Here is a 19,350-nt window from a genome sequence, read left to right as displayed (position 1 = left end):
GCAGGTCTCGTAATTATCTGTCGATTTTAATTTCCTCGATTTTTTCTCTGAGTTCTTGAATCTCTTCGAGCTTCTTGAGCAGATCCTTTCCCTTGCCTTCTTTGCCATTCATTACATAATTGACATCATTATTAATTTCAATAGATATTTTGTCGATCTTAGTAGCATTGTTCTTGAGGACATCGACGAGGCGAGTCAAATCCAATTTCAACTCGGATATCGATCTTATTTCTTTTCCACTCTTACCACCGTTGTCTATTTCTTTTCCCTCTAAATCGAAGAGCCTTATTCCCTTGTCTAAATCGCCTATGTGATAATTTCTTTCTTTGTATGTTACCTTCATCAAAAGTCGCGGCACCTGACCGAACTTCGATCTTGTAATCAAATTCTTAGTTCCATTCCAAATACCGTCAATAAGAATTGAAATGTCTTCATCCTTTAAACCAGTTGTCTTTGCTGCATTTTCATTGATCACGCCATAGAAACAAATAAGAGAATAAGGTAGGATCCACACCTCCGTGAAAGTTCCTGCTGCTTTTTCTTCTCCAGATGGCATAACAGTTGTTCCTTTTATTAGTTTCGGCTCAACTTTGTGAAGAGATCTACCGAATTTAAACTGCACTGGTCCTGTCCATGTGAAGACCCATTCGCCCTTCTTCCCTTTTTTCTCCTTGTCTTCTTTTTCTTTCTTACCAGCAATTGTCGCGCCAAATAGCCTCAGATCGATGTACTTTTCCAAGAGCTTCGCCGCGTCATTCTCACTTTCTATTCTTTCATCAGCGAGCTTTTTCTCTCGCGTTTTTATATTGCCATCAGAATCCGTCTCCTCTTTTACCCAGATATTGCAATTCAGGTAGTCCGAAAGATAATCTCTTATGGTCCGCTTCAGCCTTACATCGGTGACGATATTGATTTCCGTCTCTTCGTCTATGCGCGGTTTATTTTCGTCTGGATCGCCATTCGGATTAGCGTCGCGCACATCATACAGGAACAAAATCTCCGATCTTCTTTCAACAACCATAGGTCTTCCTCCTTATACCCACATTTCCTTCTCCTCATTGTCCGCATATATAAGCAATTTTGAAAGCGTCATCCCCAGCGCAAAAAAATAGCTTATATCGTCTCTTGAGGATTTCCACTTACTCTCCGCGGCCGCAAGATGAATACCGACGACCTCCTCTAAACTCTGGTATGCTCTTTTATACTGTCTTAGCTTTGCTAGTGAGTCACGATAGATGCTTTTAATTCGCGACTCATCTAACCTCAGATCGTGTAATTTTTCCCAAAATGGTTCTTCTCCAAATTTCTTTTCTCTCTCCTTTCTCTGGACTTCCAGAACACGGTCTGCTAACATACCGACACAAAAGGCGGCGCGCCTATCTTCCCCTGTAATCCCATAATCTTTGAAAAATTCATCGATTCTCTCTAAAAGACTCCTTGATGAACCTACTTTTTCCTTCGTTTCTTCCATCTTTTTATTCCCTCCCATGCAACTTACATCAATCAATTTAAGGTCCCCCAAGAAAAGCAAGAGCATAAACGATTTAATACATAAAGTGTGGAAATCGAAGATTTTTCTTTTTCGGACACTGTCAGTGATTTCCCTCACAAACGACGTAATCACCATTTCACGGCTGATTTTCTTGCTTGAGAGAATGGCACCGATTACTGATCTGAATTCATCACCATAGTTGCCTGTTGCATCTCTAGAATTGAAAAAAGAGCGTAAAAAAACTGCATACCAGTTATTTCCCGCTCGCCCGAGGCCCCGATCATTTCCGTATCTAAATGCGACAAAATTTCCTACGCTGTCTTTGCCGAAAATCTTCTTTACGGCTTCTTCTTGGAAAATTGGCATTTTTCTGATTTTTTTCTGAGATTCGTCAATTTGCTTAAGCCACGACGGGACAACATCCTCAATGTATTGGTGAATTAAGAACCTGCTTTGGTCTTTGTCGTAGAATAAGAAGATCAAGCTCAGAACATCCTCTTTCTTTGCGATTTCAATTTCAATCCAATCCTCCTTTGTTAAAAGCCCCTCATCATAGTCCTTGTTCTTGTAGGGGCCGGACATTATTACATTATAGAGTTCATCGAACATCTGGCCAAAAACAAACTTTGGAATTACATAGTAACGACATCCCAAGAAATTGTCCTCTTTCGGAAAACTCAAATTCTCATCAAGAAATCTTTTTCCCCATTCAATGATTTCCGCACAATCATAACAAATTTGTATAGATTTCCAATAATCACATCTACAGAGATTTGGGGTGAAACCAGGTTTGTCCGGTGTAGCGAATTTAAATCCAAGAGATGCGAGGACATATCCTCCCAATTCCTTCTCTTGCCCGCATAACCGACAGATTCCATTTCCTCTCGATTCGCCCTCCTCATATAAATAATAGCGTTCTCTTGACAACCTTGAAAAAATCTCTCTGAAAGATTGATCTTCTCCAAGATGCTTTTCCTCCCCGTTTTCAACGAATTTTATTGTGAGTAATGCATTAGTTCTCTCGTCGATGCCATTTTTCTTATCTACCCTTAAACTCTTGTAAACTTCACTCAATTCACTTTCAATCAAATTCTTATTTTCGTTAAGTGTCATGTAGATTTTGTCAAAACGCTCATCCAAGTCCTTATATTTCTCAAACCATGCCAATAATTTTTTGTTGAAAGTTTTTATTGGTTCGGTAATGATTGAACATGGTAGAATATCAGGACCATTTGGAGAGCGCGGCCGGTAAAGTACGGGTTTCTCAGAAGAATAATCTTCAACGGCTATGCCTTTGTATTCAATGTCTTCCATACTCTCGCACAACACTATGCATAAAATTTTCTTCGTTTTTTGAAGTTTAGAACGGTCAATGTAAATCTCCACCAAATCGTCTTCTACGCCATTCTTCTTCTCTTTTTCGCTTACATATTTGCCGATATTCCAAATGGCTTCTATCATTCGACTACCTCAAACATGCCAAAGCCTTGCGAATTCTTACTCCCCACACCTGTATCATATGCTAACTTGAGTATTTTTAAGTTTCCGCTCAAATGAAATAGTCCGAGCCATGCTTTTATAACAGTTCCTCTATAATTTAATATCTTCAGATGCGGCTTGCTGATCGGGGTGATTTCCAATTTTTTTGCTCTCGGTGATTTTCGATAAAGCGCGAAATATTTTTTTCTCAAATTTTCATCAACCATTTCTGCAAATTCGTCCTCATAAGGTGAATAGTAGTAAGTTTTCTTCCTACCATCGGCCGTCATTAATGTGCTATAAACAGTGAGAGGTGATATCATCTTTATCTTAATATCTCGTGTTAACTCTGGTTCAGGATGCACTCTGATCGATTTTACATGAATCCTATTCTTACACAGCAATAGATCTTCCTTTTGAAGTAGTGAATTTGCAAGTTCGCTAACAAATCTCTCGACTGGAGAACTGATTGTTATGTAAACAGGAGGTCTAAAAATCATCGTCCCGTTTCCTGCCTCAAAAAAGAATTTACCTTGAAGTCTCGAAAAAGTAAAAAGCTTAAATCTGCGTTTCCCGGCATGAAAACCATGGTCATGAAGAAATTCTGCTAATTCTGGCGAAATATTATTATATAATAAACTCTGGATTTGATAATTATACTGGATTGGAAGTCTTAGTTGCCGATCAAAGGCGAATTCAAGCGTAAGACGCATTTATTTATTAATCGCCTCCTCAGTTATATATTTATTATCTGTATTTGCTACTTTCATCCGTGGAAAATTCTCTAAGAGATTCTACGCATAGATAATCAGATCCTCTCGTTGGCTCAAGTGTTCTGGAAAGTTTAAGAGCGAATCCAAATAACCCACAAAACTTGACTGCATTGCAAATGGCAACTGAAACGCTCTCTATGCTTAACAAAGAAGCCACAGTGCCACAACTCCTCATAATGTTCGAAGAAAACGGTATGTTCTCATGCAGGGAAATAAAATAATAACTTGTCAGCTATTTTGCGCAAGAACTTAGAGACAGCAAAATGACGCTAAAACTTAAAGAAACAGAATTTGCAAGATCATCAGAACTTAGGTAGCCAATATCCTCGACAGCTCGAAGATAACCGCTTTCACTCCATAATCAGAGAAAGTCATGTTTAATCTTCGGGCGATGAAAAAACGAAAACCATAACTTTAAAGCAAGAACTTTCAGAGACAAAATACAATATTTGAATCGCTAAAAACAACGCAACCTTCATACGGGGATCAACCCATCAATCACCATTGAAAAGTTAAATCGGCCTAAAAGCAAGAATAAACCCAAAAGCATTCTTAAGAAATTTGAAAAGAAATGAGCGAAATATCTGGCATTTAGGAAATCCCCCTTCAACCAGTAATTTCTTGAAGCACTTTTCTAAAAATGTTTTGTATCAACGGAGTTTCAATCCTTGTGATCTTTTTCAATAGCAACTTGTATGTCTTCAATCAATCAGATTACTTTTAAACCCGTTCATCAAGTAGTAAAGAGTATTTGATGCCTATCATTTGTGTATTTTTTATTCAACCTCCATGTTTAGACTTTCAATTTTTCTTCCTGTGCTTCTTTTGGTAGCGACAAGACGTTGCCGTTCATATTCCAGGCTGTTATGCGATTTGGAAATTGGAGGCCTGGATGCACCTATTGGTAATCAAATTCAGAGCGTCTATGGATTCAGATTCACGCTGCAGATTGCAAGCCCTGCTTGGCGACATATCTAATTTCGATCCTGTTACTCTTTTCGAGAATTCTCATAATCGTGGGTGTGTCTTGGCCTTTATTAGGAATGCTATCTCAATTCAATTTCCACCACAATTCCGCTCTCACTGGAACCATGATAAAATAATCAGCTCTCAAAAGACCATTTTTTATGTGGTTAATTCTAGATAACCTCCACATTGTTTTTTTTTTGGACACGATTTTACTGTCTGCACAGTGAAAGATTTATCACAAAAGACCAAGGGTAATAAGATGATTATCTGTAATAAATCGACTGCCTGCAAAAAGAAAAAAAAGAGAAAAGGGTTTCATCGGACGAGATATTCGCAACCCCCTCCGCAGCGAGAGGTGCCTGATTTTGAACACTTTTAGCTTCTAGCTAGTCGTCTTCAAGGTAAGAGATGTTCCTCGGATCCCCACTCTACTTTTCTATGAGACACCCGAAGATAGCTTTCCACGTTCTGACAGCAGAAGAAATATATCTTGCACCCAACCTCTTTAGGAATTCTCCTAGTATGCTCTCACTTGTTGCTAAATTTTTTTGGGTTTAAAATCTCTAGAATGGCTGCTTGATGATGTGGCATCGAAGGCGCGTTTGTTAATATTGAAGAGGGGAAAATAGGATAAACATCATGCAACATATCCAGAACGGAGGCCAATCAAATGAAAAAAGAAATCAATGCAAAGAATTGTCTATACCCTATGCCGACGGTGCTTGTTGGTGCATTGGTCAACGGGAAACCGAATTATGCTGCGATTGCTCACGTTGGCATAGCTGATTTCGGATCTATTACCATAAGTGTGAATAAAAAACACTACACTAATTTGGGTATAAGGGAAACCAAATGCTTCAGCGTCAACATCCCAACGGAGGACATGGTGAAGGTGACCGATTATTGTGGACTTGTATCTGGAAGAGACGAAGACAAGTCTACTCTTTTCAAGACATTTTACGGGAAACTTAAGACGGCCCCAATGATCGAAGAGTGCCCAGTTTGCATGGAATGTGAACTCGTCTCAATAATTGACTTTCCCAATCATGATTTATTCGTCGGGAAGATCATAGAAACATATTGCGATGAGAAGGTGATGACCGGCGCTAATTTGGATTTCTCGAAACTCCGGCCTATTTTGTTCTCGATGACAGACCGATCGTATTACCGTCTCGGCGAAAGATTAGCCAAACCCTGGAGTATAGGTAAGGAGTTCAAAAGAGGCACCAGTAATTGAAATTGGAAAAACATATCATATCCTTTGAAATGTCTTTCTAATTGAACTAAGAATTGTCAGAAAACGGCCAGATATCTGGAAATTTTCAAAGGTCCAGTTAATCCACCAATGATGATGTTGCAATGGAGAGCATGCTCAATTTTAAGATCGACGAACGGACCTCTTTCGCCGATTTTTGTGATTCCTAAGGTGGCCGGCACTACTTCTGTTGTTTATTTCTTCCGGCAAATGCGAATGATATGGTGGCTCTCTTTTTCAATCAGCTTTGCATCGATTTGTCACCATGTCCAGTAAACTATCGAACAAAGTTCACCTTCGTACATTAAAGGGATGTCTAGGCATTTTAATATCCAAAACACGTCTGCCTACTTTAATACCGCATCTATTATAAACAATGCTCTTGCAGAAAATGATCAGCGCCAAAACAGCTCTTTATAAGATTTCTTGACGATCCTTGAATTGCAGATCAAGAACTAATGACCCCTTAAGTCCCATAAAACCCCTGCGTGGAGTATTGTCAGATAAGAAAGCTAGAGTAAAGGGCATCAAAGAAAAATCTAAGCGGGATTATGAAGAGCCAGCTCTGAAAAACACATCAAATTGAACATATCTCAGGTAGTTCAATCATGGATCTCCAACAATAAAATCTATTCTTCATCTTATGTTTCATTTTTTGAGGAAGACCGTGAGGAAAAAACAATCCCTTTGCCTTCTTTTAAGAAATTGTAATGCTCTTCCATGATAGCACAAAAGTTCTTTCTTATTCTCACGCGCTAGATACCTGCCTTACAAAACGGATCCAAAAAAGCCATGTGTTTTGTACATGTACCATTGAAATCCTGACTAATTGTTGAAAAAAATACGCTGGAACTTACGAAGATACGGACATCTAAAAGAGGATAAAGATTCGCTCAGACATAGATCTGCACAGTCTTTGTCAGAATAACGCTATCGTTCTCATCGATGAACTCCAACACAAGATCGTGGGTTCCAGATGGAATCGGATTGGAATACACGTTCATGGAGAGTGTTGAGATCCCGCAATTCACGTACCGCGAGACATAAGCATTGAGCTGCTCTTCACCATTAATCTTGCCAATTATTTTGTGGATGTACAATGGGGAATCGCCTGTGTTTTCGAATTCAATCGTTATGTTATCGATGTAATTTGAACTCTGAGAACCATAGTATCTAATTTTTACATTGTTAACCTCGACCGACGGTCCATAGATTTCAATTTCCTTTTGATAAACCACATTGCCGAATGGATCTAGGAAACGTAGTGTATATTGTCCAGGTTTCACGCTCTCCCGATCCGCGCATGCTGGAAGTTTTGCCCTCACACCCATGGGCGAAATCATCGTTGTGCCAGTGATGTGTCCTTCTGGATCGACAAGTTCCGCCTTAAGCATATCCTTTGACTCGTAATCGAAATAAAGATAAGCTACCGTTCCGTCGGCTTTGATTTCCCAATCCGTCACTTGTGCGACTGGGGGAACTTTTACATATACGAAAAGCAACACAATGATCGCGACAACTGCGACTCCAAATATCCCCCACTTTATCACTCTCGTTTTCTCCATGTTCTCGTCTGATTTCATTCTCAATATTTAAAGAGCGCTTCTCGAAACGCTCCAAAAGCTAACCAGGTGTTATGCCTATCGAGATTTTCAGATAAGAATGCCGTTTATCTTGCGAACCTCTGATACAACTCGGGACGCAGTACCAGAAGTCTACCTGCATGTGTATTGAGTTGTACTGGAAAAATGCATCGTTCTGCGTCAATGCTGGTACCTATTTCCCTCGCACCCGTATCGACGAATCAGTCAAGCAGACGAATTCTCTCACACCAGCAAAGCCTCATCACGCGTGTTCGAGAATTATTTCATTATCCTAACTTGAATGAAGGGTCAAAAGCTGAAGAGGAAAATCGATTCAAGCCCCGCATCCGGTGAGAGAATCGAAATACAATTTAATCTAGACGTTTTTTCATTTCTTTCGATAATTGATTGCCTTATTGTTGCCCAGATATCGACATTGAAATTCTATTCGTGCTTCCCTTATTTGAGACTCGCTTTTCTTTTTACCTCGAATCTATCAGCACAGTTCTTACAACAGAAAACATACTCTTTTCCATCGATTGTCGCCGAATAAGCAGCCAGCTGGCACATCTCGAATGGCAACTCGCTCTTGCAGAATTCGCATCGAATAAATTCTTTCTTCAATTTGAGCCCTCCCTAGTCCTTTTCTTCTTATAATAATCCTCTATGGCAGCTTTGAGTGCATCTGCTGCTAGGTTTGAACAATGCATTTTGACCGGTGGGAGGCCCTCGAGCGCATCAGCTACATCTTTTCTCGTTATTTTCAATGCCTCTTCCAAGGTTTTGCCTTTGGCGAGTTCGGTCACCATGCTGCTTGTGGCAACAGCTGCTCCGCAGCCAAATGTCTTGAATTTTATGTCCTCAATCCTATCGTCGCTCACTTTGATGTAGATCGTCATCATGTCTCCACAAACAGGATTCCCGACAGTCCCTATTCCATCAGCATCAGGGATCTCCCCCATGTTTCGCGGATTTTTAAAATGCTCCAAAACTTTATCGCTATACATTAACTCACCAACTCCTTCGGTGTCAACGGTGACATCGCCCTCAACCTCTTGATGATACCGGGCATTGCGCTTATGACATAATCGGCTTCTTCCTCTGTGTTCTGTTTTCCAAGTGTAAATAAAATAGAGCCATGTGCTTCCTCATGCTTCAGCCCCGTTGCCATCAATACATGCGAGGGCTCGAGAGTTTTCGTGGTGCACGCCGACCCCGACGATGCTGCCACTCCTATCATGCTTAGGCTCAATAGTATCGATTCCCCTTCTATGAAGCTGAATCTAACCGCAGCGTTGTCTGGCAGGCGATTTACCGCATGCCCGTTTAGATAGGAATGAGGTATGGATTCGAGCAAACCCCTGATAAGTTTATCCCTTAGCTTGGCTAGTCTTGCACTTTCTCCTTCCATCTCTTTCATTGCGATCTCGGCAGCTTTTCCAAATCCCGCAATTCCCGGCACATTTTCTGTTCCCGATCGCAGTCCCCTTTCCTGGCCGCCACCGTGGAAAATCGGTTCCAGGCGTACTCCCTCGCGAAGAAAGAGGGCGCCAACGCCTTTAGGCCCATAAATGTCGTTTGAAGAAAGAGTAAGAAGATCGATTCCGTCCTTTTCCACATCGATCGGAATCTGTCCTATCGCTGCTGTAGCGTCCACATGAAGCAGCGCGCTCTTCCTATGTACTATTTCACTTATAACTCTGATAGGCTGAATAGTTCCAATTTCCCCGTTCGCATACTGAATCGACACGAGAATTGTGTCATTTCTCAACTCGCGCTCGAGGCTTTCAATATTCACGACGCCATACCGATCCACTGGCAGGAATGTTAAGTCGAATCCCTTTGTTTTGAGGTATTTGCACGGATTCAAAACGGACATATGTTCGATGCTTGAGGTTATCACATGTTTTCCTCGATCAGCATAGCGATTTGCCACACCTTTAATAGCCATGTTGTTGCTCTCGGTGGCGCCTGAAGTAAAAACTATGATGTCCTTCTTTCCAGCGTTTATCAAATTTACAATATTTTTGCGTGCCTCCTCCAAAGCCCTCCTTGGCTCTTCGCCGAATGGATGTATGGAAACAGGGTTGCCATAATGATATCGCATATATTCCGCCATCACTTCGATGACTCGTCCATCCACAGGTTTTCCGGCCGTGTGATCCATGTAAATTTTTTTCTCAATAGACATGCACATCAGCTATCAGAAGCAGATTACGGCATCTGAACTCACGACTAAATCATTCAGAGTCGCTGCACCTACAATTTTGGCCTCGGGCTCGAAATCGCCACGAGGAATTCCGAGTAAAGTGCAGCTCTGCTCGCAGACCATGAGCTTCACTCCTGCCTTTACCGCCTGGTCCATGACTTCTTTTAAAGAAGGGAAGGCGCCGAGCTTGATTTTTTCTGCCTCTCCTTTTTTCACTATTGTGACTCCTTTAATCAAGAAATAGATCGTAGCCTCCATATTCATCATGGCAGCCGTTGTTGCCAAAATGAACGGAGCATAAGTTCTTTCTGGCGCATCCAATCCACTTGTCTGTACATACAGTATTTTTTTCTTTTCAGACATAACATCATGCCTCCAAAATTCATCATTTTACTTTTCTTATCAAAATTCGAACCTGGTTACCTTTTCTATCCACACTTACGACTTCCTGTTCGAGGCTTCTTACGAGGCTTCGTATATCATCCTCTGCAGCTGGATCGTCTGCTGAGACCTCTAGAACTTCTCCTACACGCATCTCGTCAAGCTCCATTCTTGTCCGAAACACAGGTTCGGGGCAAAAAAGGCCAATGCAATCCAGCTTTCTATCAGGTTCAATTTTCATAACAATCGTAAATTACAAGGTGAGCAAGATGAATAAAAACTTTGTTAATGTCTTAATTGAAACGATGTGCGGTGAAATTTCGATTTGTGAAAAGAGAAAAGAGATTTTGGTACAACCAAAAATCAAAGACGATTGTAAAAATTTATTTCCTGTTCTCAATCTTCCGTTTTCTAACGGGGGAGTTCCGAGTGCATTGTCCTCCTCCGGCATCAATACGACAGGCCTCGCAGTCATCGTTGAGAATTCTTGCAACGGTTGAATGCGACACACCCATTTCCCTTGCGATCTGCCTGTAGCTCATTCCGTTCAGCCTTAATTCAAGGATTCTTTTGACGTCGATCGAGGATCTTGATCTTCCCAAGGCAGTCCCTCCAGTTTGATCATGTGTTTAATTTACTTCTCGTTTCAATTCCAATCACCGGAGATATGCTTTCTTACATTTTATCTATATCCCTTGCATAATTTTTGCTTTTTTCTACAGAACATTTTCAATCTAAACAATAGAAGAGGCAATTCTGGAATTATTCTATTTACGTATTGAAGAGTCGGTGTCCATACGATTAGATAAACCCCAGACAGGTATTTTGAGGATACGATCAGAATGAGGATGCCAGGCCAAGACGCCGATTTCGAAAAATCTAATAAAGTCAAGTGATTATTTGCTACACATACGGTTGGGGATATAGTATGTGCCGACTCTTCGGTATAATCGCTAATAGGCCTGTCGATATCCAATTTTCTTTCTTTGGAGCAGATAAACCATTTGTGAGTTTGACTAGGGATAATCCTCATGGGTGGGGAATCGGATGGTATGAAAATGGTGTTCCAAAGTTCTTCAAAGAAGGTAAAGAAGATCAAAGGGATTACCGATTTGAGAGAGTAAAAAGTGTTAATTCTAAGATTATTGTTTCTCACGTAAGACATGCCACCAACGGAGCTCCAACGAGCGAAAACGCCCATCCTTTTGTATACAAGAACTTTGTTTTTGCCCACAATGGGGGTGTAGATCGAATTTGGATTCTGGAGAATCTCGACAATAGATTCAAAAAGGAATTAAATAGCCAGACGGATTCCGAGGCGTATTTTTTGCTGATCATGCAGTTCCTTGAGAAAACTCACGACATGGTTGATTCGATAAGAAGTGCGGTCAAGGTGCTCAAGAAATCCTATTACAGTGGACTAAATTTCATTTTATCAGATGGCAACAATCTTTATGCATTCAGGGATGCATCATCTAATCGTAATCATTACACTCTATATTTTCTGAAAAGATGCTCAAAAGAAAGTGGTCCCTATGAACATAATTCCTCAACAGGTCAGTTGATTCGAAGCAAATCTTTATGGGGCGAGGAGGCTGTTTTGATTTCATCGGAGAAACTGACTGATGATGAGAAATGGGAGGAATTGAAACTCGGAGAGCTACTTGTTGTGGATTCCAATCTAGATATCCAAAGAATAGTTGTATAGCTGGATATTATTTGGATCAGGGCAGAGTGTCTTGATTTCTTTCGTATATCAGCGTAGCAAAAAAATCTGGCAAAATATTTGGCAGATGAATACGTTCAATGCGACCAATACTGCGCGCATCGAGGAGTAGAACAAATAAACGACCGACGTTTGATAAACGATCTTGTTCAAAAAACGAGGACATCTGAGAACCAGGTTTCGTGGCGAATTTCGGTAAGAGGTTCCGTGTTTTATTGGACGACAGTTGCGCCGTACCTTGAGATGAGTTGCGCAGAAGGATGCTTGTATTCATGCTTCTTGGCGGCAACGGCGGTGAAGTACATGTGGCTATTGATGAACCTTTGTTGGCTCCTTTTGCTTCGGAACCTTAATAACTAGGAATCGGAGGAGACTGTCACCAGTATTCCGCACAAGATGCGGTATGCCCTTAGGACTGTCGATGAGCATGTCCCTTTTTACCTCTTCAGCTTCGTCGCCGATTTCGACTATGCCTTTGCCTTCAAGGATATAGAAGAATACGTCCACGGGCGTGGTGTGTTTCTTTAGAGACTGCCCCGGCGCGAGTGCCATGTGTATCACCTCAGCATGTTCGCTGTCATAGATCTTCCTTGCATCAACTCCATGCACATTTTGAAAAGTCTTTGCATCCCCAACACTGAATACCTTCATTATATCCACTCCATCAGTATTCGAGTGTTCACACACCAATATAATCTTTGTCGCTTTGCACTCAGGTTGCTGCCATAATGCATGGGACAGCTCTTTTATTTCTAATCAAACTAAAAAGAATGAGACGAAGAAAGGATGCAACTCTTTCATGCAAATTCTATGACTTAGTGCCGTCCTCTAGAATTGCGATAAACCTTTCCGAGACGCAGTATATAGGAAGTTTCGATCGAACTCATTTTCAAAGTAAGCTTCTCTTTTTATCACATGATAATTGCTTTGATAATTTTTTTTCTTCGAAAAAGTGCTCGTTTTAAGCATCTACAATGAGCGCTAGCATTCGTTGGTATTGGACTCGCCAGATAAATTCACAGAATGAACACAATAGAGTATGTTGAACTTTGAAGTGGCGTTTGGCACTTACTGCAATATGCTCATCGCCGTCAAGAATTTCTTTTAGATTGGATGTATCTGGATTGAGAATTCAATACGATAAGCATCGTCCATCCGCCAATCCTGCGTAATCGAATCTAATCGAAATGCGTTAATTCGAAGAAATAATGTGCAAAGCAAATTTACCAAGAAACATGTAATCAAGATCAACAACATGAGAATATAAACGGGAAATGGATTTGTGTAGATCTTATCGGCTAACTTCTTCAGCGTCGCGAATCATATCAAGTCGTCCTTTTACAGCATCGCTTGTCAATTCTCGAATCGCATCCGCAGCGATCCATTTAGCACTTCTTGAATCTGTTTTCGCGATTTTTGCCGCGGTTTCAATCGCTCGCCTATTCAAATACTGATTTCGCTTTCCTATATTCCTCAGCGCCCAGTTAACTGCTTTCTTGACATAATTTCTCTCGTCATCCGCTCCCTGTTCTATTACGGTTAGAAAACTCAAGAAGTCCTCGTCAGATGATTCCTTATCGTACCACGCTAGGCACGCCATCAGGGCGAACCCAGCGTGCCTTTCGAATTCCCCCGTGCGTTCTTCTGCCCATTCAATCGCCTTCTTCCACGCTACACTTGTTTTTCTAAACAAATTCATGCAACATTGATCACAGAGATCCCAAGAATCAAAATCCTTGATCCAGCAATCCATTTGCTTTTCTGTCACTTGATCTGGATCGTCAATCATGCTCGCAAGTATGCGCGCTTCATGGATCGCTGAGGACCACAGTGGCTGGGCAAGAGAATGATTTCTTCCGATTTTTCTTGCCATTCTCCTCAGATTTGGAATTGAGACGCCGTAGACGTTGGTTGATTTGATACCAAATCGCGCCATGCCTTCTGCTGCTTCAGGCCTACATAACTTTTTCAATTCATTAAAAATGCTCTCATATTCCCTTTCTTCGGAGTTCATCTTCAATCCTTCAGTGGTTACCGCAATATTGCCTTCGCATTTCTCTTGAGACCCGTCTCAAATTGAAAAGATAGGTTTCATGATAAAAGCCATTTTCGACGAGACTTCCACACGCCATCCGTCTTTTGTTTTCGATAATCCGAGTCCAGCGAATAATCAACTGCGTGCAAAATTTTGATGCATTTACCTCATTCGATATACTCTTGATCTAGATTTCGTTGAACGGTCTTTGATTTATGCATTTTTGGGTGAACAAATTGCTTGATCAGCATTGATATATGATAGTAATCATTGACGTGGTGAGGCTCAGAAGTAGCAGATTCATGGAAATCAGTTTGAGGATTCGTATTCAATGGAGTTTATACCATATGCTACAAAAACACAGTTGATAGTTGTCGTCGGCGCGTGCGAGAGAGCCTGCGAAAATGCCCCTTTTAAGGAGATGAATGTGAGGGCTGCCTGGAAGAGATGAAACATTCCTCTCGGTATCAGTGCAAAGTTTACGATTGCGTAACCTCGAAAGAAATAGATACATGCCTCGAATGCGAAGAATTCGATGAATGTGCACTCGTCTGGGACCATCGAGGCTGTGTCCACTGATAGTCATCAATTCCACAAGGCGCCGGGATACACGCGAAATGGATTTGTAGAGCTCTGCTCACTGAACTTTGGAATTCCATCGGGTATGGTATAATCCTTACCCACTACAGCTTCTGGTTTGAGATGCCTGGCATTCAAAATTTTTGAATCGAAATATTTATTTTTGAAGGTGATGAGATACACACGCATATGGAGAAGCACTTTCGGTTTACTCTCCCCTTCTTCCTTTTAATTCTTAAATGAAGTAGGTTTAGATAGTGAAACATGAAGCTCTCGACGCAGTCGATTTACATTCAAGAAGGGGCGTTCAACCTCCTCATCGCGCCGGAAGAAGTAGCGCTGACCATATTCAACGAACACCTTGATCTTCAGAATTATCTTCTTCTCTATATCTCTGGAAACTATTCAACAATACTCAGCAGACTCAATCGCAGATTTAGCGAGTTCGACGTGCGTCGGGCGTTCACAGTATTTCAACTGATAAAGATCCTCAAAGAACACCACCACTCATTTATCTTCATCGAATACGACCCAACACTCTTCTCAGAACATGAAGAGCTTTCAGATCAAGTGCTTCTCCTGCTGCGGGAGCTTGCCTCCTCAACGACCGTTCTGCTTTACTCGCCAAGAGTCGATCAATTCATTCAAGCTGCCTCTGAAAAAGCTCACCGCGTTTTCTTCGTGACAGAATTCGATCGTCGTGTGCGAGAGAAAATCCCTCGTCCCGTCCAAAGAAAGCTGGAGGAATTCGCATGGGTAGGAGTACGGAGAGTATAAGGATGGAAGTCAAGCGAACCGCCAAACGGTGGGAAAAAGCTGGCAGAGCACTGAAGGAAGACGAGAAAAAATATGCAGAGCGCCTTGCTGAGATGATTGAAAAGCACTCGAGCGACGTCTTTTACGCATTCGACGATCCCCTGGAAGCTTCAGTTTTTGCCGTCTTCGTTGAAATGATGAAACGATTGGAGAAAAACGATGTGGATCTTTGATTCTTCATACGGAAAATGCGTTGAACTATGGGTTAAAGATAATAAGACAAGGCACGTTTGTGAAGGCTACTCTCCACCATTTTTTGTCCACTTCCATGACAAACATCTGGGTTCCACGATTGCAGAATCAATAGCTACAAGATACAAAGTCGAAGAATGTTCGTTCAGGACAATTTATGGAACGCTCGATGGCTATGCGGTTTACGCACCTATTGATGTGGCGGAAAAGATCGAAAAGCAGACGAGATTCGCATCTGAACTCTTCAACGTCGATCTGAGAAAGGATCATCGTTTTATTGCTGAGCGCGGTCTCCCCATGTGCACCGCTGCTGGAGAATTTCGTTATTCTCTGGACTTTGATATGCCATTGGTAACGATGACCCTGCGTGTTGACGGGAACCCACAGACCTGCGAAATTCATTTGATTGAAGTAGAGAGCGAAGAAAAGACTGTGCTGATGGGGAGAGAAAAACAAATCCTCTCAGACTTTTCATCGCTTCTGTATACCTTAGATCCGGATATCATGCTCTTTCCATATGCAGATTTATGGACCCCAATCATTCTGAGAAAGAGTAGAATCTATAAAATTGAAGTTCCGATGAGCAGAAGCGGAAGGTACCATGCAATCTCTTCCAAATCTTACTGGAGTTATGGTAAAGTCAACTACCGAGGGAGCTCAATCATACCACAAGGGCGCATTTTGATCGATACGAAAAACAGTTTCACTTACTCAGAGAGTGGGTTGGATGGTGTGATTCTCGCATCACGATTAACTGGATTGTCTCCAAATTTCACTTCCAGATTCACTCCCGGCACGCTGATCTCTTCATACGAGGTCTACGAGGCCATCAGGCGTGGAATCGCAATCCCGTTCAGAAAGAGTGATGCTGAGCAGCTACGGCGCTTCAGAGACTTAAAAGCAATGGATAAGGGAGGAATGATATTTCAACCTGAGCCAGGTCTCTACGAGAACGTATATCAGCTTGACTTCACATCCCTTTATCCCTTCATCATTGTAAAGTATAATCTCTCGCCAGAAAGTCTTGAGGGAGAAGTGAGGGGGTTTCTGCCAGAAGTTATTGAACCTCTCCTCAAAATGCGGCTCTTGACAAAAAAGAAGAAACGCTTCAATAAACGATACTCCCAACTTGATTCAATACTCAAATGGATGCTCGTGACCTGTTTTGGATATACAGGGTACAGAAATGCAAAATTCGGTAGCATAGAGGTGCATGAGCGAATCACCTCCGCTGCTAGAGAGATCCTGATCCGCGTCAAGGAAATCGCGGAATCCATGGGAATGGATGTCCTTCATGGAATTGTTGATTGCCTCTGGGTGAAGGGAGAAAATGTGGAAACATTCAGAGAGGCAGTTGAGAAGGAAATAGAGATACCGACAGAAATTGAGGAATACAGCTGGATCGTCTTTTTGCCGATGGAGGATGGGAGCGGAGCATATAACCGCTATTTCGGGCGCCTATCAAACGGAGAAATGAAATTAAGAGGCGTAATGGCAAGAAGAGATGATGTGCCGATCTATGTAAAGAAGATGCAGGAGGAGATGTTCACGCTGATGTCGGGTTTGGAGGATGCCAGAAAAATGTTGATGATGAGAGCGAGCCTCGAGGCTCTTTATGATAAATATGTTAAGGCTGTTCCAAATGCTGATCCTCAAGAAATGAAAATCAGGAGAAGAATCAGCACACTCAATTATGCAAAACGCTGTCTTGAAGCCTCGGCGGTGAAGGCACTTTCTGAGAGCAATATCCCAGTAAGTCCAGGTATGGAAATTGAGTATCTCGTTGTAGATGCAAGAAAATGGATTGTTGATGCAACTTCGAGCTCAGCAAGCTTTGACGTCGAGTTCTACCAGAAACTGCTCGCCAAGGCTTGGAAAGAAGTGGAATTTGCATTTCATTCACCCCTTTCCTCTCAAAACAATCCTACCAGTATAGACACGCAATAAGGTGGCAAAACCCACAATACAGAAGTTTTACATTCTGCAAATCAATATAACATCTAGCTTTGGAACCCCAGTACAATTTTTCCTCGAGTTCTTGCATATCGCAACATTTAAAAGTTCATCAAGTCACAGGTTGCGAAATCATTGATATATTCTTGTTCCAATTCAATGACAATGCATTACGTTTCAGGACTTCTCTGGACGCCGAACGGACTCGTCAAGGGCCATATAGGGTTCCAGGAAGGAAGGATCATTGAAATGGGACGAGAAGAAGCCCGAGAAAACATCGCAAGGGGAATCATCTTACCTACCATGGTCAACGCGCATACACATATCGCTGATTTTCTAGTTCCCTTTGACAGCTCCCTCACCCTTGAAGAGATCGTTGCACCTCCCAACGGATTGAAACATAGGAAATTAAGAGAGATTCCCCAAGGCAAGCTGACAGAAGCTGTGCGAAATCTCGCAAATTACATGCTTCAGCGAGGTACATCGAGATTCGTAGATTTCCGAGAAGGGGGTATCAGAGGAGCTTCCGTGTTGACTCAGGTTAAAAATCTTGGTGCAAAGCCTGTCATCTTTGGACGTCCTTCGTCGCTAGAATTTTCCAAGGAAGAGATGGATTCCTTGATAAAAATCGTAGACGGTATTGCTGTCTCATCAATCTCCGATTGGGATTACCCCACATTGAAAGACCTCGCAGATTATGTAAGAAAAAAAGGGAAAAGATTCGCACTTCACGCCAGCGAAAGAGTCCGTGAAAATATCGATCTGATTCTCGATCTCAAACCCTCATTTCTTGTTCATATGACTGCCGCCAGTGATTATGATCTTGAGCTCTGCGCACATGAGGGAATCCCTGTTGTTATATGTCCCAGGTCAAACATGCTTTTTGGGAAGATACCTCCAATCAGCAAGATGATCGAGAAGGGGGTAAAAATCGCGCTCGGAACTGATAATGCGATGTTTGTCTTGCCAGACGTGCTGCAAGAAATGGAATTCGCTGCAAGACTTCTCAGACAACAAGGATTGAAAGATCTTAATGGCCTCTTAAAATCAATCATAGAAACAGGGCGAGAGATCTCAGGGATTAGTGACAAAGTTGAATTTTCTGAGGGCGAAGTATGCGATTTCATGGTCATTGAATCCAAGGGCGGCGATCCTATTGCTGACTTTGTATTCAGAAGTACATCTTTTGATCCCATCGCGGTCTGTATTGGTGATAACTTGATCGTGAAAACACAATTGCTCGGAGATCTAGGTGCAGAGAGCGACGAATCGAGAGTATAATTTTAGTACAGATTTTGGAAATGAAATTTGAGTCTGCCATAATTTAAAAATTTATTGAAAATGCAAAAATAACTAAAAAGAAAAACAAGCGGTTAATTAGTCGCTATAAACGACTTATGACTCTTGTGAGAAAATGAGTTTCATTGTTTTCTTTCTTCGTCCCATTCTTTGAACAATTTTGTAATTCCTTTCTTTGCGACGGACCACGCAGGAACTCCACCTGTTAATACGGCAACCTGCAAAGCCTCTATGATTTCTTGCTTGGTGGCACCGTAATTCTTTGCCACTTTTGCCTGAGGATAAATGCAGTCTTCACACATCCTCACCGCAACACAGGCCAGGGCGATCAACCTTTTGGTTTTCTTATCGAGCGCACCGTCTTCTACCATGATCTTGTCCATATCTCTGATCAAAACCGCTAGATCTGGATTATACTCTTTGATATGCTCAAGCGTTTCTGGTATATACCCGCACATTTTCTTTCCAAGCTCCTTTACAGCCTCATCAGCTTTATCGGATCTCTTCTCTTTTTTCATAATTGAAGTAATGGAAGGAGTACGTATTTAAAATTGAATTTGAATGAAAAATGAGTTTTGAGCGGCGAAATTGAAAGAATGCCTGTTTATG

21 protein-coding genes are annotated in these 19,350 nt (G+C 41.7%); 6 read left to right on the top strand and 15 right to left on the bottom strand.

Features of this window, described 5'->3' with window-relative positions:
• Window positions 1–13: 13 nt before the first annotated feature.
• From cas7b to cas6, 3 genes are read right to left on the bottom strand one after another with little or no spacing between them, the layout of a single operon-like run.
• Window positions 14–1,021 carry a type I-B CRISPR-associated protein Cas7/Csh2 gene (gene cas7b, locus QW087_02985; protein MEM2943689.1) on the bottom strand — a complete coding sequence of 336 codons (1,008 nt, stop codon included), beginning with the start codon at window positions 1,019–1,021 and terminating at the stop codon, window positions 14–16.
• A 12-nt stretch (window positions 1,022–1,033) separates the two neighbouring features.
• Window positions 1,034–2,953, bottom strand: a complete 1,920-nt coding sequence (cas8b, locus tag QW087_02980; protein ID MEM2943688.1) for a type I-B CRISPR-associated protein Cas8b/Csh1 — start codon at window positions 2,951–2,953, stop codon at window positions 1,034–1,036.
• Window positions 2,950–3,684 (bottom strand): CRISPR-associated endoribonuclease Cas6, encoded by a 735-nt coding sequence (gene cas6 / locus QW087_02975; GenBank protein ID MEM2943687.1) that lies wholly within the window; start codon window positions 3,682–3,684, stop codon window positions 2,950–2,952. The genes cas8b and cas6 overlap by 4 nt, the downstream gene beginning before the upstream one ends.
• 1,699 nt (window positions 3,685–5,383) lie before the next feature.
• Between cas6 and QW087_02970 the strand changes: the two genes are divergently transcribed.
• Window positions 5,384–5,950, top strand: a complete 567-nt coding sequence (locus QW087_02970) for a flavin reductase family protein (GenBank protein ID MEM2943686.1) — start codon at window positions 5,384–5,386, stop codon at window positions 5,948–5,950.
• A gap of 911 nt (window positions 5,951–6,861) precedes the next feature.
• Here the strand turns inward: QW087_02970 and QW087_02965 are convergent.
• From QW087_02965 to QW087_02935, 7 genes are all read right to left on the bottom strand, one after another.
• A complete protein-coding gene (locus QW087_02965; protein ID MEM2943685.1) occupies window positions 6,862–7,557 on the bottom strand; it encodes a hypothetical protein in 696 nt (231 codons plus the stop codon).
• A 453-nt stretch (window positions 7,558–8,010) separates the two neighbouring features.
• Window positions 8,011–8,175, bottom strand: a complete 165-nt coding sequence (locus QW087_02960) for a hypothetical protein (GenBank protein ID MEM2943684.1) — start codon at window positions 8,173–8,175, stop codon at window positions 8,011–8,013.
• The gene (nifU, locus tag QW087_02955; protein ID MEM2943683.1) at window positions 8,172–8,558 is read right to left on the bottom strand and encodes a Fe-S cluster assembly scaffold protein NifU; all 387 of its coding nucleotides are present in this window, start codon (window positions 8,556–8,558) and stop codon (window positions 8,172–8,174) included. Before nifU ends, QW087_02960 begins: the two co-directional genes overlap by 4 nt.
• The gene (locus tag QW087_02950) at window positions 8,558–9,718 is read right to left on the bottom strand and encodes a cysteine desulfurase family protein (protein MEM2943682.1); all 1,161 of its coding nucleotides are present in this window, start codon (window positions 9,716–9,718) and stop codon (window positions 8,558–8,560) included. The genes nifU and QW087_02950 overlap by 1 nt, the downstream gene beginning before the upstream one ends.
• Window positions 9,719–9,754: 36 nt before the next feature.
• Window positions 9,755–10,123, bottom strand: a complete 369-nt coding sequence (locus tag QW087_02945; GenBank protein ID MEM2943681.1) for a DsrE family protein — start codon at window positions 10,121–10,123, stop codon at window positions 9,755–9,757.
• Window positions 10,124–10,145: 22 nt separating this feature from the next.
• Entirely contained in the window at window positions 10,146–10,382 is a 237-nt protein-coding gene (locus QW087_02940; protein ID MEM2943680.1) for a sulfurtransferase TusA family protein, read from the bottom strand.
• 142 nt (window positions 10,383–10,524) lie between these two features.
• Window positions 10,525–10,743 (bottom strand): helix-turn-helix domain-containing protein, encoded by a 219-nt coding sequence (locus QW087_02935; GenBank protein MEM2943679.1) that lies wholly within the window; start codon window positions 10,741–10,743, stop codon window positions 10,525–10,527.
• Between the two features lie 326 nt (window positions 10,744–11,069).
• Between QW087_02935 and QW087_02930 the strand changes: the two genes are divergently transcribed.
• Window positions 11,070–11,849 carry a class II glutamine amidotransferase gene (locus QW087_02930; protein ID MEM2943678.1) on the top strand — a complete coding sequence of 260 codons (780 nt, stop codon included), beginning with the start codon at window positions 11,070–11,072 and terminating at the stop codon, window positions 11,847–11,849.
• A gap of 327 nt (window positions 11,850–12,176) precedes the next feature.
• Here QW087_02930 and QW087_02925 read toward each other — a convergent pair whose 3' ends face one another.
• The 4 genes from QW087_02925 to QW087_02910 form a co-directional block, all read right to left on the bottom strand.
• On the bottom strand, window positions 12,177–12,518 hold the full coding sequence (locus QW087_02925; GenBank protein ID MEM2943677.1) for a cupin domain-containing protein: 342 nt from the start codon (window positions 12,516–12,518) through the stop codon (window positions 12,177–12,179).
• A 640-nt stretch (window positions 12,519–13,158) separates the two neighbouring features.
• Window positions 13,159–13,881 carry a DNA alkylation repair protein gene (locus QW087_02920; GenBank protein ID MEM2943676.1) on the bottom strand — a complete coding sequence of 241 codons (723 nt, stop codon included), beginning with the start codon at window positions 13,879–13,881 and terminating at the stop codon, window positions 13,159–13,161.
• A 330-nt stretch (window positions 13,882–14,211) separates the two neighbouring features.
• Window positions 14,212–14,463 carry a hypothetical protein gene (locus QW087_02915; protein MEM2943675.1) on the bottom strand — a complete coding sequence of 84 codons (252 nt, stop codon included), beginning with the start codon at window positions 14,461–14,463 and terminating at the stop codon, window positions 14,212–14,214.
• A gap of 24 nt (window positions 14,464–14,487) precedes the next feature.
• Window positions 14,488–14,619 carry a hypothetical protein gene (locus QW087_02910; GenBank protein ID MEM2943674.1) on the bottom strand — a complete coding sequence of 44 codons (132 nt, stop codon included), beginning with the start codon at window positions 14,617–14,619 and terminating at the stop codon, window positions 14,488–14,490.
• Between the two features lie 126 nt (window positions 14,620–14,745).
• On the opposite strand from QW087_02910, the gene QW087_02905 reads away from it, so the two are divergent.
• The 4 genes from QW087_02905 (at window position 14,746) to QW087_02890 (ending at window position 18,723) form a co-directional block, all read left to right on the top strand.
• Complete coding sequence (locus QW087_02905; GenBank protein ID MEM2943673.1) at window positions 14,746–15,258, top strand: hypothetical protein; 513 nt, start codon at window positions 14,746–14,748, stop codon at window positions 15,256–15,258.
• Window positions 15,234–15,470 (top strand): hypothetical protein, encoded by a 237-nt coding sequence (locus QW087_02900; protein ID MEM2943672.1) that lies wholly within the window; start codon window positions 15,234–15,236, stop codon window positions 15,468–15,470. Before QW087_02905 ends, QW087_02900 begins: the two co-directional genes overlap by 25 nt.
• Window positions 15,457–17,436, top strand: a complete 1,980-nt coding sequence (locus QW087_02895; GenBank protein MEM2943671.1) for a type B DNA-directed DNA polymerase — start codon at window positions 15,457–15,459, stop codon at window positions 17,434–17,436. Before QW087_02900 ends, QW087_02895 begins: the two co-directional genes overlap by 14 nt.
• A 171-nt stretch (window positions 17,437–17,607) precedes the next feature.
• On the top strand, window positions 17,608–18,723 hold the full coding sequence (locus QW087_02890; protein ID MEM2943670.1) for an amidohydrolase family protein: 1,116 nt from the start codon (window positions 17,608–17,610) through the stop codon (window positions 18,721–18,723).
• A 140-nt stretch (window positions 18,724–18,863) separates the two neighbouring features.
• Here the strand turns inward: QW087_02890 and QW087_02885 are convergent, their stop codons facing one another.
• Complete coding sequence (locus QW087_02885) at window positions 18,864–19,259, bottom strand: carboxymuconolactone decarboxylase family protein (GenBank protein ID MEM2943669.1); 396 nt, start codon at window positions 19,257–19,259, stop codon at window positions 18,864–18,866.
• Window positions 19,260–19,350: the final 91 nt, after the last annotated feature.

The organism is Methanomassiliicoccales archaeon (assembly GCA_038850735.1).
Lineage (GTDB): Archaea > Thermoplasmatota > Thermoplasmata > Methanomassiliicoccales > JACIVX01 > JACIVX01.
Note: the sequence above shows the minus strand (reverse complement) of the source record. Positions and strands in the feature narration are given on the sequence as shown.

Bases quoted from the DNA above. Each gene is read 5' to 3' on its own strand.
- QW087_02945 (MEM2943681.1), bottom strand. From the start codon at position 10,123: ATGTCTGAAAAGAAAAAAATACTGTATGTACAGACAAGTGGATTGGAT.
- QW087_02900 (MEM2943672.1), top strand. From the start codon at position 15,234: ATGGGTAGGAGTACGGAGAGTATAAGGATGGAAGTCAAGCGAACCGCC.
- QW087_02915 (MEM2943675.1), bottom strand. From the start codon at position 14,463: ATGGTCCCAGACGAGTGCACATTCATCGAATTCTTCGCATTCGAGGCA.
- QW087_02920 (MEM2943676.1), bottom strand. From the start codon at position 13,881: ATGAACTCCGAAGAAAGGGAATATGAGAGCATTTTTAATGAATTGAAA.
- QW087_02970 (MEM2943686.1), top strand. From the start codon at position 5,384: ATGAAAAAAGAAATCAATGCAAAGAATTGTCTATACCCTATGCCGACG.
- cas7b (MEM2943689.1), bottom strand. From the start codon at position 1,021: ATGGTTGTTGAAAGAAGATCGGAGATTTTGTTCCTGTATGATGTGCGC.
- QW087_02890 (MEM2943670.1), top strand. From the start codon at position 17,608: ATGCATTACGTTTCAGGACTTCTCTGGACGCCGAACGGACTCGTCAAG.
- nifU (MEM2943683.1), bottom strand. From the start codon at position 8,558: ATGTATAGCGATAAAGTTTTGGAGCATTTTAAAAATCCGCGAAACATG.
- QW087_02895 (MEM2943671.1), top strand. From the start codon at position 15,457: ATGTGGATCTTTGATTCTTCATACGGAAAATGCGTTGAACTATGGGTT.
- QW087_02925 (MEM2943677.1), bottom strand. From the start codon at position 12,518: ATGAAGGTATTCAGTGTTGGGGATGCAAAGACTTTTCAAAATGTGCAT.
- QW087_02885 (MEM2943669.1), bottom strand. From the start codon at position 19,259: ATGAAAAAAGAGAAGAGATCCGATAAAGCTGATGAGGCTGTAAAGGAG.
- QW087_02940 (MEM2943680.1), bottom strand. From the start codon at position 10,382: ATGAAAATTGAACCTGATAGAAAGCTGGATTGCATTGGCCTTTTTTGC.
- QW087_02950 (MEM2943682.1), bottom strand. From the start codon at position 9,718: ATGGATCACACGGCCGGAAAACCTGTGGATGGACGAGTCATCGAAGTG.
- QW087_02905 (MEM2943673.1), top strand. From the start codon at position 14,746: ATGAAGCTCTCGACGCAGTCGATTTACATTCAAGAAGGGGCGTTCAAC.
- QW087_02930 (MEM2943678.1), top strand. From the start codon at position 11,070: ATGTGCCGACTCTTCGGTATAATCGCTAATAGGCCTGTCGATATCCAA.
- cas6 (MEM2943687.1), bottom strand. From the start codon at position 3,684: ATGCGTCTTACGCTTGAATTCGCCTTTGATCGGCAACTAAGACTTCCA.
- cas8b (MEM2943688.1), bottom strand. From the start codon at position 2,953: ATGATAGAAGCCATTTGGAATATCGGCAAATATGTAAGCGAAAAAGAG.